At 48.4% G+C, this 12,972-nt stretch carries 6 protein-coding genes; all 6 read left to right on the top strand.

Annotation, left to right across the window (positions count from 1 at the left end):
* The first annotated feature begins 23 nt into the window (after positions 1-23).
* Positions 24-1,814 (top strand): sensor histidine kinase, encoded by a 1,791-nt coding sequence (locus NST40_RS15245; protein WP_076184638.1) that lies wholly within the window; start codon positions 24-26, stop codon positions 1,812-1,814.
* Positions 1,814-3,418 carry a helix-turn-helix domain-containing protein gene (locus NST40_RS15250; protein ID WP_342410865.1) on the top strand — a complete coding sequence of 535 codons (1,605 nt, stop codon included), beginning with the start codon at positions 1,814-1,816 and terminating at the stop codon, positions 3,416-3,418. Before NST40_RS15245 ends, NST40_RS15250 begins: the two co-directional genes overlap by 1 nt.
* Before the next feature lie 10 nt (positions 3,419-3,428).
* Positions 3,429-6,236 carry a glycoside hydrolase family 2 TIM barrel-domain containing protein gene (locus NST40_RS15255; RefSeq protein ID WP_342410866.1) on the top strand — a complete coding sequence of 936 codons (2,808 nt, stop codon included), beginning with the start codon at positions 3,429-3,431 and terminating at the stop codon, positions 6,234-6,236.
* Positions 6,237-7,078: 842 nt separating this feature from the next.
* Complete coding sequence (locus tag NST40_RS15260) at positions 7,079-9,727, top strand: glycoside hydrolase family 2 TIM barrel-domain containing protein (protein ID WP_342410867.1); 2,649 nt, start codon at positions 7,079-7,081, stop codon at positions 9,725-9,727.
* Positions 9,720-11,825 carry a hypothetical protein gene (locus NST40_RS15265; RefSeq protein ID WP_342410868.1) on the top strand — a complete coding sequence of 702 codons (2,106 nt, stop codon included), beginning with the start codon at positions 9,720-9,722 and terminating at the stop codon, positions 11,823-11,825. Before NST40_RS15260 ends, NST40_RS15265 begins: the two co-directional genes overlap by 8 nt.
* 210 nt (positions 11,826-12,035) lie before the next feature.
* Positions 12,036-12,968: a sugar ABC transporter permease gene (locus NST40_RS15270; RefSeq protein ID WP_197740348.1), complete on the top strand. Its 933-nt coding sequence runs from the start codon at positions 12,036-12,038 to the stop codon at positions 12,966-12,968.
* Positions 12,969-12,972: the final 4 nt, after the last annotated feature.

Genomic DNA, 12,972 nt, shown 5'->3' on the forward strand with positions numbered 1-12,972 from the left:
TTTGCACTTCATGGGGGGAATCTATGATTAAACAACAAATAGAGAAATGGATCATCCGTATGACCCGTTCCATGAACCTGAGGAGTAAAATTGTATTATTCTACGGACTCATTGTATTTCTCCCCACCGTACTGCTGGCTGCAGGTGCAGGGTACATGATGCTTCATACGGTGCGGGCCAATTATATGCTTACGATCAGGGAAGCCGTTCGGCAAAGTGCGCAGAGTATTGAATTCAGGAAGCAAAGCTATGATCTGCTGGCTACCCGGACGGCTACGGATGGTGAGCTGATCTCTAGATTAGCCAGGGACTATGCGGATATCGATGAACAATTGGGTACGGTCAATTATGTGGACCGATCCTTTCTGCTCACCAGCAAATACTTGCCAGGTATTGAGAATTTCCGAATCTATCATACCAACGATACACTAGTGCAAGATGGAGGGCTTCTGTGGAAGCCGGAAGAACGGAGCCTTTCGGGAATTCGAGAGCGGGATTGGTATACGAAAATGCTTCGTACAACAGACAATCTGGTATGGACTAATGCAGCTGACGACAGGACTAAGCTAGTGGTATCCCATAAAATTCTGAACGCGTATGGAGATGTTTACGGGATTGTGTACCTGTTACTGAACTATAACGGTGTCTTCATGGAATCGTTCGAACATCCTTTTGAAGGGGCCGGAGAATTGTATATCGTTGACGACAACGAACGCATTATTGCATCCTCGGAGCCCTCTGAAATTGGCAGCCGGTTATCCTCATCCTCCTTAGGTCAGTACTGGAACAACTCGTTGGAAACCTCAGCAACAAAAAGCGGGATGATGCTGATCACTCAGGAGATTAAGTCTGGCTGGACGGTTGCCGCACTTGTGCATCTTGACCGACTGGAGGAGCAGTCTACGCGGATTATGTACTATATCGGAGCAGGTATTGCATTTTTCCTGCTGCTGTCCATCTTTCTAATCATGATTGTACTTAAAAATGTGATTTGGCGGATCCGCAAGCTGGGCACCAGGATGACAGATATCTCACAGGGCTATTTCGAAGTTACAGTGAGAAACCGTGACAACGATGAGCTGGGGGAGCTTGAGGTATTGTTCAATTCCATGTCTGGCCGTTTGAGAAAACTGGTCGAAGAACATACAGAGGCCATGCTCAAAGAGCGGGAGCAATCATTCAGGGCGTTGCAGGCACAGATTAACCCTCATTTTATTTATAATTCGTTAAGCCTGATCCGTTGGCGGGCATTAGATCAGCAGGACGAATTGCAAATCCGAACCATAGATGCGCTGACGACATTCTATCGGCTGGCACTCAATAACCGGGTTAATGTGACGCTGATCCGTGACGAAATTGAGCATCTGAAAGCGTATATCGAAATTCAGCAGCTGCGTTATCCCGGTCAGGTATCCGTAGAGTGGCTGGTAGAGCCGGACGTTCTTGACCTGTACAGCATTAAGCTGATCCTACAGCCAACGGTCGAGAACTGTTATCTGCACGGGGGCATCACAACTAGAACTCATGCTTTTATACAAATTACGATCAAACGAGTGGAGAATACGGTGCAGTTTCAGATTTTTGATAATGGAAAAGGGATTGGCAGTGAGAAGCTGGAACAGATCCGTGCCGGCAGCTACACGGGTACGCAAAACGGATTCGGGATGAACAATATCCGTGAACGTCTTGCATTATATTTTGGCACAGAGGGCCGCTTTGAGATTGAAAGTGTAGAAGACGAATGGACTTGTGTAACCATTGATATCCCTGTTTGCAAGGAAAGTCCTGAAATAAAAAAGGGGGATGGAGCTTAATGCGGGCATTAATTGTCGACGACGAGCCTATGCAGATTCAAGGGCTTCTTCGTCATATTGGCTGGAAAGCTCTAGGGTATGAGGAACCGCTAACTGCAATATCTGGTGAAGAAGCACTAACGATTCTAGGAGAAACTCCTGTGGATGTGCTGATCGCTGACGTCTCGATGCCCGGTATGACAGGGATCGAACTGCTCGCCAGATGCAGAGCGGATTATCCGACACTCCAGTCTTTACAGACTGTGATGATCAGTGGATATGACGAGTTTGAATTTGTGCAGGAGGCTATACATCTGGGAGCTAAAGCTTACGTTCTGAAGCCCATCAAGACGGAAGAACTCGAAATGAAACTGGCTGCGTTCAGAGAAGTAGTTGAGAAGAAAAAACAGATTGAACAGGAAACCACTGTACTTAGGGAGAAAGTTACAGAGAGCTATGAGGTGCTGCAGGAACGTTTCGTCAAAGATATGGTTGAAGGCTGGATCCACAGTGAAGAGCTGCTCGAATCCTGGCGGCGCCTGCTGGATCTGCCTAATGGGGAATGGCAGGCAACATTATTCCTGTTCGGATATGACCGCAGGTTCCTAGATAATCCGCATGATGCCAAGGATCGGATCCTGCTTAGCGAAGGGCTATTGAACTGCGTTAAGACTGGTCTATCTGGCTTCACTGGTACCTATATAGGGAAGACAGGAGCGGATGAACTGGCCGTTATTGTGCTGAACGCAACGCCATTGGTGCGGGCAAGACTTGAGAAGCAGCTCGCGTTTATCCAAGATATTCTAAGAGAGCAGTATAAAGCCTCTGTCTCGGTCGGAATCAGCAGAGAGTGCTTGTTCTGGACGGAAATACCGTTGCTGTACAAGGAAGTAAGGCATATGATGACCGGCGCCAGGCTGGCCGGCTACGGACAAATCCTCTATTTCGACCGGAACTTGATGAATGAATATCATGATTTCAGGTTGCGTGAAGAATACATTCCGGAAATCGTTAAGCTACTGGACAGAGGAGAGAGCGATAAAGCTTCCGCTTATTTCAATCATGCTTTCGAAGTGTTACTTGCACGAGAGCTTGTATCCTTTTCCTATGTGCAGGCTTTCGGAATGGGTTTGCTTAGCGAGCTAGCCAGAAAACTGAAGCGTGTACATGAGAAGGAAACAGAGATGAACATCCTCATGTGGCAGCGGCTGATCGACTGTACAGGCGTAGATGAAGTCAGGAAGGTCGTACTGGAATATTTGGCGCAATATGCTAAGCTTAATCAAAGAGAGCAGGTCGCTCAGCAGCATAACCTTATCCAGCGGGTCGCCCGCCAACTGGAGGAGCATCTGCATGAGAACATGACTGTTAAGCAGCTTGCTGAGCAGTTCCACTTGAATCACAGCTATTTAAGTGTTCTCTTCAAGAAAGAAATGGGCCGGACGATTTCCGACTTCGTGCAGGAAGCGCGTATGAACAAAGCCAAGGAACTGCTTCGTGACCCCAATATTAAGGTTTACGAGGTTGCCGAGCAGGTGGGCTTTCAGACCGCGGCTTATTTTGCCTTCCTTTTTAAGAAAACAACCGGCACTACACCTCAGGAGTTCAGAGATTATCATTATTAGGAGTGATATTTTGCAGACAAAGATCAGCCTGGAAGGCGAATGGAAGTTGCAATTGGATGAGGGAAAACAAGGACTGCTGGCATTGCCTTTTACAGATGTTATCACACTGCCCGGAACAACGTCCTACGCACGCAAAGGTCCGAAGAACGAGGATGTTTTAGTAAGCGCATTAACGGATGAGTATTTGTTTGAAGGGCAAGTCTGGTATTCAAAAGAGGTCGTCATTCCGGAAGAACTAGCCGGCAAAGTCTGCTTCCTATTTTTGGAACGTACGAGACTGACGACTCTATGGCTGGACAATCAGGAAATAGGCAGCCGTAACAGTCTAAATACCCCACATATATATGAGTTGCCGCAGCTTCAACCTGGGAACCATACGCTCACCATCCGCGTGGACAATACTGGTTACCCAACCAAAGGTGGACATTTAACGTCGCAGGATACCCAAACCAACTGGAACGGGATTACCGGACGTATGGAGCTTCAGTTCTATGGTGAGTCACGGCTCAGCGGCATCCGGCTCGATCCGGATCTCTCAGCCCGCTCAGTCCGAATCACGGCAACCTTGGACAGCAGGAATGAATCTATACTTACAGTGTCTGCTCAGAGCTTCAACAGCGACAATACACATGCTGTGGACGAGCGGGAGTACCCAGTCTCACCGGGTAGTTTTTCCGTCAACTATGAGCTAGGTCAAGACGCGCTGCTCTGGAGTGAAGGCGCTCCCAATCTTTATAACATAAACCTTGTTTTGAAAGACAGCGATGGATATATAACGGACCGACAGGAGCTCGTTTTTGGATTGAAGGAATTCCGGGCAGAGGGCGATAAGTTTACAATCAACGGAGAAAAAACCTTCCTCCGCGGCAAACATGACGGCCTGATCTTCCCGCTTACCGGTTATGCCCCGACTGACGTCGAGGAATGGGTAAGAATTCTGGGCATCTCCAAGTCTTACGGCATCAATCATTATCGCTTTCATACCTGCTGTCCGCCGGAAGCTGCTTTCACCGCAGCGGATATGCTCGGTATCTACATGCAACCAGAGCTTCCCTTCTGGGGAACAATCACAGAAGAAACCGATGAGGGCCATAATCAGGCGGAGCAGGACTATCTGATTAGCGAAGGCTATGCCATTCTCCAGGCTTTTGGCAATCACCCCTCCTTCGTGATGATGTCGCTTGGCAACGAGCTATGGGGCAGCAAAGCTAAGATTGATTCCTTCCTAAAGGACTATAAAGCATTTGATAACCGGATTCTCTATACACAGGGGTCCAATAACCACCAATGGGTGCCAGAAATTCTGGGACATGACGATTTCTTCAGCGGCGTGCGCTTCTCCAGAGATCGGCTGTTCAGAGGCTCCTATGCGATGTGTGATGCTCCATTAGGTCATGTCCAGATCGATCTGCCAGGCACGATGAAAGACTATGACGATCAGATCGTCCCTCAGGATCTCTTCAACGGAGAGGGGATGGAAGCTGCCGCTGGCGGAGAGATCCAGATCCAGTATGGTACGGAAGCCAAGACGGTGAAGGCTGGAGACGCTTCCGCAGAATGGATACCGCACATTCCGGTAATCTCGCATGAGATCGGACAGTATGCTACCTATCCTAATTATGAGGAAATCGATAAATACAACGGTCCGCTCAAAGCTGAGAATTTCATAATTTTCCGTGAACGACTGGAAAGTAAAGGGCTGGGTCATTTGGCTGCCAAATATTTCGAATGCTCAGGGCAACTGGCAGTAGCTTGCTACAAAGAGGAACTCGAGGCGGCATTCCGCTCCCGGCGGCTTGCGGGCTTCCAACTGCTTGATTTGCAGGATTTCAGTGGCCAGGGAACGGCGCTGGTGGGTGTCCTCGACGCCTTTATGGATTCCAAAGGAATGATAAGTGCTGAGGACTGGCGAACTTTTTGTAATGATGCCGTTCTGCTGGCAAGATTCCCCAAGTATAACTATGTCTCTGGTGAAACGTTCGATGCCCATGTCGAACTGAGCTGTTTCCGCAGCGGGATGCCGAGTACATTTGAACTGCATTGGGAGCTTACCTCAGATAACGGTATACTCGCCGCAGGTTCAACCGAGGTGGACGTACCTGCAGGAACGAATTATATCGATATCTGCGATCTGGCAATAAAACTACCTGTAGTTGACCGGATGAGTACTATCGTATTGTCCCTCTCCATACAGGGAACAGATATCCGTAAGAGCTATGACCTGTGGATTTATCCAGTGAAGAGTGGCAACATGCTGGAGGGTGTCCATGTCTTCGACAAGCTATCTGATGATGCACTTGCATTGCTGGAGCAAGGTGAGAATGTACTGCTTATGCCGAAACCGGAATCTCTCAAAAATGCTGTTGAAGGTTATTACTGCACAGATTTCTGGTGTTATCCAATGTTCCGCTCGATCTCAGAGAGCATGAACCGGCCAGTACCCATTGGTACTATGGGGCTGTTGATTGATAACAACCACCCGGCGCTGCGTGAGTTCCCGAGCGAGGAATATTCTACTTATCCTTGGTGGAGTATTGTTGAGAATTCGAAATCGCTCATCATGGATGCAGCTGACCGCAACTGGAATCCCGTAGTGCAGACTATCGATAATTTTGAACGCAATCATAAGCTGAGTTTCCTAGTGGAATGCAGTGTAAGAGCAGGCAACCTGCTGATATGCGCATTGGATACTGTTAAGGTTAGCGATACGCCGGAAGGCAGACAGTTCTTATCCAGCCTTGCGGGTTATATGAAATCAGACGATTTCAAACCACAGTACAAGGCGAATGTTGCGGAGCTTCTTGAGCTGATCCAATAGGTAGAGGCAGGCGATTACTAAGGCTCCTTATCGCATTTCATATGGATGAACAGTCCAAGGGCGCTATACTAAAAACTACTTTTTTATTGAGTAAGACAGACGGTTTCATCGTAAAAAGATCTAGAGCAGCGATTCTCTTAATAAAGAGAGATTCGCTGCTCTTAGTTTTTTTGCTGCTTTTAGTTTATTGGTAGCCGCCAGCTTCAACAGTGTCATCGTTATCTGAGTCTCTGAGGGTTTCGGACCCAGATGACACTATTTGCTAATTTTCAGCCTTTTGAACAACATTTCGGACTCCAGTGACGCTATTGCTTAAAAAGAGGTCCATATGTGTTGTATTTCATACAGATAGTGGCTATGGGGACCGTTAGCCCACCAAAAGTACAATAATACTGCTTTTAGCGTCATCTATGTCCGATAGATGGTGCTACATTGTTGCAATAGTTCTTAAAACTTCTATCGAACAAAAAGTAAAGGAGTTCACCAAGCAGCTTTTCGCGGCTGAAGGGAACTCCTTTTTTCGCGTTCGACGTATTACACGTATTGGTAAAGCACGGGAGTCAGAGGCTCCGAAACAAAACAAGCCTTAAAAAGTCACCTCTATAGATGATTGCTGATAATCCTCACTCCAGCCTAGAGGGGTTGTTTGTGTTTATCAGCAACTGAGCAGTTTTACAAACGATTTCACAGGGTTGGAGACCTTTGAAAACATTAACCCGGTGCTATCATTGGTAATGAAGCTGCACACCTAAAGTTGTAAGCGCATTAACGAATGGCGCCAGAGCCGCTCATCGTCAGGAACAGCGCCAAATTTAGCAGGGTTTGGGGGAACGGGAGAAGACATGAATGAAATTCTATTGAACGATTTGAAGTGGGAAGTCAAAGGGTATTGGCCCTGGGTTCCGCTAAAGGGCACCAGTATGGAGCTGGGACAGGAATTGATGGGGGTTACAGACTGGATGCCTGCCACTGTGCCGGGTGGAGTTCACTATGATCTCTTCAGACAGGGCTGGATTACCAACCCTTATCAAGAGTTAAATAGCCTGAGTTGTGAATGGGTGGAGAACCGCTGGTGGGTTTACCGTACGACCTTGAAGCAGCCTGAGCTGAGAGCAGCCAGAGTTGAACTGGTCTTTCAGGGACTGGACTATGAAGCCTCGGTATACGCTGATCATTTACTGCTGGGTGAACATAAAGGTATGTTCGAGCCGGCTGTATTTGATGTTACAGACCTGCTCTCCGGGCGGGAAAGCCTTGAAATTTCAGTGCTGTTGAAGCAGGCGCCAGATGAAATGGGGCAAATCGGCAAAACCTCGGCTACCTTCACGCAGAAGAGCCGTTTTAATTATAAATGGGATTTCTCTACCCGGTTGGTCAATGTCGGAATTTGGGATGATGTGGTATTGAGGGTACATCAACAGTGCTCTTGGGATGATGTGTCGATCACTACAGATGCGGAGTTTAGCGAGAACGATAGAAATCAGATCTCGTCTGGTCGAATTACCATTCAAGCAGGAATCAAGCGAATGGCTGGCTCTGAAGATGATGGGACACTGACAGCGTGCATCACCTGTGCTGATCCGGAGGGGAATCCGCTGCTGGTTCAATCGCGACTAGTTCGAGCTGGAGAGCTTCTGAACGCGGAGCTGGAAATACCCGAACCTGAGTTATGGTACCCAAACGGTTATGGAAAGCAGCCACTGTACAATCTCGAACTAAAGCTACTGGATGAAGCTGGAACGGAATTGGATACCCAGAGCTTTCAAACGGGCATTCGCAAGCTCGATTATATCCACAATGTAGACAGTCCAGACAACGCCCTACCATATACAGTGGTGATTAACGGAAGCAAGATCTATATGAAAGGGGTAAATATGACCCCTCTGGACCATCTCTACGGGAATGTAACGGTTGAACAATATCAACTGATGATTCGTCTGATGAAAGCAGCTCATATTAATCTCGTTCGGGTATGGGGCGGTGGAATCATTGAGAAAAAGGCTTTTTACGACTTATGTGATGTGAACGGCATTATGGTCTGGCAGGAGTTCATTCAGTCCAGTTCAGGTATTGACAATATCCCTTCGAAGCAGCCGGAGTTTCTGGAGCTGCTTCACAAGACTGCCAGCACAGCGCTCTGTGACAAACGCAATCATGTATCGCTAACGGTATGGAGCGGCGGCAATGAATTAATGAGTGAGCCAAATAAGCCTTCCGACAGCAGCGATTCCAATCTGGCGATGTTGAAAGAACTGGTAGAACAGTATGATCCGCAGCGACTCTTCCTACCGACCTCAGCTTCCGGCCCGGTAGAATATATTACGGATGCAAAAGGTCAGGGGCATGATGTGCACGGTTACTGGAAGTATATGGGAAACCCTTATCACTACGAGTTATATGGCAGCAACGATAATCTGCTGCACAGCGAATTTGGGGTGGACGGTCTGAGTTCTCTCAAAAGTCTGGAGAAATTTCTGAGTGAGACCAACCGGCGACCGGTTTCTATGGAGAACAACGCGATATGGAGACATCACGGGGAGTGGTGGGATACGCTGAGCCGTGAAGAAGAAATGTTCGGCAGCATGACAGATTTGGAGCAGTTCTCTGCCTGCAGCCAGTGGATACAGGCGGAAGGAATCCGGTTCGTGCTGGAGGCTAACCGCCGCCGTAAGTTCCGAAACAGCGGCAGTATTGTCTGGCAGTTCAACGAGCCGTGGCCGAATGTGTCCTGCACTAATCTTGTCGATTATTACGGTGAAACGAAGATGGCCTACCATTGGGTGAAATCTGCCTTTCGTCCGCTACATGTTTCGCTGGACTACCGCAGTCTACTGCTTACGCCAAGCACCGGATTTCAGGGAGATGTATACGTGCATGGAGGAAATGGACGCAGGGTAGAAGTCGACGCGGAAGTCTTCGATGCAGTCGGACGGTGCATCTATCAGCAATCATTTGAGGCAGAAGGAAACATAGATCAGGCTGTCAGCGCTGGGGTGCTGAATTTCAACGTGCCAGAGCATGAGGATGCTTTATATTTCGTCAGATTGTCCTACCAGGACGGCGATGAAGCACCACAGCAGAATTTATATGTATTCTCTACCAACAAAAAGCATCTATATGCTCCCGCGCTTGCACTTACAGGAGGCAATCTTGAGGTGCGTCAGGATAGTTTATGGCAGCCGACGGGTGCTCAGGAGAAGAGCCAGCAGGCCCGTTTTACAGTCCAAAATACCGGTAGTGAAGTTTTGCTGCATGTACATGCAGAGGAAAGGGGAGACCGCTACTGGATGGAAGCGGATGAGCAGTTCCATACCCTCTTTCCGGGTGAGACCAAAACAGTAACGGTTACTTGCACTCCTAAACTCTCAGGAGGATTCCTGTCTGGGGAAAATTATAGGATCACAGATGGCTTGCCAGAAATTAGATTCATGTCGTTCCTAACAGCACAGAGCAGAATGATACAGGTTGGAGGAGAAAAAAATCGTGAGTAAAACATTGTGTTTTGTACCGGAGGCATATGTTCCGCTAAGTCGGTTTATTCAAGCCGAGGGATCTACACCTGTTGCTATACCTGTTAGCAGAGCAGTGGCTGATTACTTAAGGCTGCACAACGCTCCACTGCTGCTTGCTTGCTTGCGAGGCGGCGAAGTAGCTTATCAGAAAGCGAATTGGTCAACCATCCATGAAGACACTGTTGAAGCTGAAGCAGCAGAAGGGATCTCCGAGAAAGGGGAGGGGGTATTTGTATTAGTCAGTCCTTTGCTGACCAATATGCTTCCTGTAGTGTCTCACTGGGATAATAGCGTTGCTGAGGGAAAAGGAGGCTTCCGTTATGGAGGAACAGATGGCATAGGGACATTGCGGATGGACGAAGCCGGGGAAAAGGTTGTTTCCGAGCATGCACGGCTCTACAATAGCGACCCAGATAGCCCTTATGTATACAATACGGAAGATCATCAGCTGTTCGGAGGCAACGAGGGGAATAAGAATCTTAAAACTCCGCAATTCGAGCATTATATCGGTGACCGCTACAGTCTCTACGCTGTAGATGATCTAGTTGCAGTTTCCTTGAGCGACCGCATCCTTAAGACCTTCGGATTTCCGGTGGTTTTCCGCAATGCATCCACAGACAATGCTGCACTTTTAAGTAATGCGCCTGTATTTCAGCTCATCAGCGGAAGTCTGCTAGTTACAGAGAATAACCAGCATAGCCTTGCTTCCTATATTCTGCCGCCCTTTTGGAGCGCGGCAAATGTTAAGGGATATCCACTGTTGTTCAATGGTTATTATGATGCCAATGAGAATACCTTCAGCACGGTAGGTCCCTCATTTCTGGAAATCATCGGCAAGACTCTGGCCAGCACCGGCAAAGGCGTTGTCGGCATTCTGTGGAACGGAGGAGGATATATCGGCAGCCGTTCCTTGCAAGGCTCCATCTATGCTGGCATTGGGGCGGCAATTACCAGAGGTCAAGAAAGTTATGGCGGTGATGCAGAGCAGGTAGTGGCTGTAGGTGGTTCGCGCGGCGGCTTAACTGCGCTGCTGGCTGGAGGCAATCCGCTTTGCTTACCCTACCGGGTGCGCTACACACTGTGTTATGCACCACCGTTGATTCTGAACGGGCTTACCCGTGAGTTTGCCGAAGGAGCTTGCCCACTGATCTGGCATGTGGCGGAAGTAGACACCGGTTACCGGGAAATCTGGAAGAAAGATTGGCAGCATCCACAGAACGGCAGCACGGGAATCGAGACACTGCTACAGACTCTGACGGGAACTATTGACTCTGCAAGTCTAAAGGAAACGACCGGACTGGAATCCGAATTTTTTCTGGAGGGTCTTAAAGCGAGTGGCACAAAGCTGCTGATTAACCATGGCACGCATGATGCCTTTACCCTTAGCCGCTTCAGCTTTTCCTTCGCGGCTTTGGTTCGGAGTCGCGGGATACCGCTTCGCCATGAGATCGGATACCGCTTCGGCCATAACAACTGCACGGATCTTTACGAGCAAGCTACTCTATGTCTAATAGCTCTGCTACAGGAACAGGAGCTCGAATTCACGGGCACGGTGCATTATCGCAGGCGCAGTCCGGCTGCGGGAGAGTGGGAGCAGACCGAACGTTTTGTCCCAACTCATCAACCCGTTTTTCTGGAAGCACCTAAGTTCGTAGCGGTGGGTAGCCCTGTGGCTTGGACTCTTTATGGAGAGCCGGGAATGGAATACCGCCTGGATCTGGGAATCCTAGATCAGCAGGCTTGGGAACAGAAGCAGCAGGTAGTTCGAAATGAGCGCATCACACTGGCGTCCGGTGTATTGCCGGACAAACAGCATCCGCTTGAACTCTGCTCGTGGCAGGATGGCGTAAGCCAGCTCACTGACGGACAACATGCGGGCTTTTATCTTTATGAGCTGTCATACAAGCTCAAGGGTGAGCAGAAGTGGAGCGTAGTTTCTCCCTCCCGTGTGGCACAGCCCGGCGTAGAGCCTCAGTCGGTGCTTCGTATTTTGGAGGAGCAGCCCAATCCGGCGAGCGAAGCGTTTCGGGCGGAAGCGGCCGTCCTCTGCATCAGCGCAGGGTTAAGTGAGGCCTAAACGATTCACCATAACATGAACATAAGCGGTGTGCGGCCATTCCGGTGCGTGCACTGCTTTTTTTTGCCAACAAATAAGTAGCTTTACAAACGCTTTCGCAGGGTTACCGGATTTCGGCGCTCAGTAGGAAGCGCTATCATTTAGGTATAACAACTATACAACGCCTGACCGGATTAAAGCTTGATTCCGGGAGGAAGGGAGGACAGGAGCATGATTGGAAAAACCAGTGAACTAAATCCTTTAATGACAGAGAAAAAGAAAGGTTATCCTGTACGGCGTTTATTCAAAGATTGGTCATCCTGGATATTAATTGTACCCACACTGTTTGCCTTTTTCTTTTTTTCCTGGCAGCCGCTCGTCAAGGGCATTGTGCTCTCTTTTTTCAATACTGAGGGTTATAATGCCGTAAGCTTCGCCGGACTGCAGAATTACAAGGATGTTATACAGAACTCGGCGTTTCAACAGACATTGACCAACTCTTTTGTGTATGTGTTCTGGTCACTACTGATCGGTTTTGCCGTACCCATTATTGTCGCTGTCGTGATTAATGAATTGAGACATGGGAAGTCATTTTTTCGCTTTTCGGTCTTTTTTCCGAGTATGGTTCCCGGCATTGCAGCTTCGATGTTATGGATGTTTTTGTTTGAGCCCGGAAAGGGTGGCGTGCTGAATATTATGCTGAGTGCCATGGGATTTCCGGTGCAGCAATGGCTTCAGGATCCGCAAATGACGATAATGCTGATTATCTTCACGATTACCTGGCGAAATTTCGGGGGAACAGTGCTGCTTTATCTGGCAAGTCTACAGAGCATTAATCATGATCTGTACGAAGCAGCCTCTATTGACGGTGCGAATGTATGGCGGAGATTCAAAAGTATCACCATTCCGCAAATCTCTAGCATGATCGGACTGATGATGATTTTGCAGATCAGTGGTGTATTCCAGATCTTCAATGAACCCCTAGTAATGACTGAGGGTGGACCGAACAATGCCTCAATGACCTTGATGCTGCAAAGCTATTATTATGCGTTCCGGAGTTTTGAAGCAGGCCATTCAATGGCGCTCGGGGTTATTACTTTTCTAGTCCTGATGGTGCTTACCATTATTTATTTCCGCCTGGATAAGAAATTGAACAGGGAGTAGAAGC

The organism is Paenibacillus sp. FSL R10-2778, assembly GCF_038593035.1.
GTDB lineage: Bacteria > Bacillota > Bacilli > Paenibacillales > Paenibacillaceae > Paenibacillus_AQ > Paenibacillus_AQ odorifer.

Excerpts from the sequence above, each read along its gene's own strand:
- NST40_RS15245 (WP_076184638.1), top strand. The coding sequence starts at position 24 with ATGATTAAACAACAAATAGAGAAATGGATCATCCGTATGACCCGTTCC.
- NST40_RS15250 (WP_342410865.1), top strand. The coding sequence starts at position 1,814 with ATGCGGGCATTAATTGTCGACGACGAGCCTATGCAGATTCAAGGGCTT.
- NST40_RS15260 (WP_342410867.1), top strand. The coding sequence starts at position 7,079 with ATGAATGAAATTCTATTGAACGATTTGAAGTGGGAAGTCAAAGGGTAT.
- NST40_RS15270 (WP_197740348.1), top strand. The coding sequence starts at position 12,036 with ATGATTGGAAAAACCAGTGAACTAAATCCTTTAATGACAGAGAAAAAG.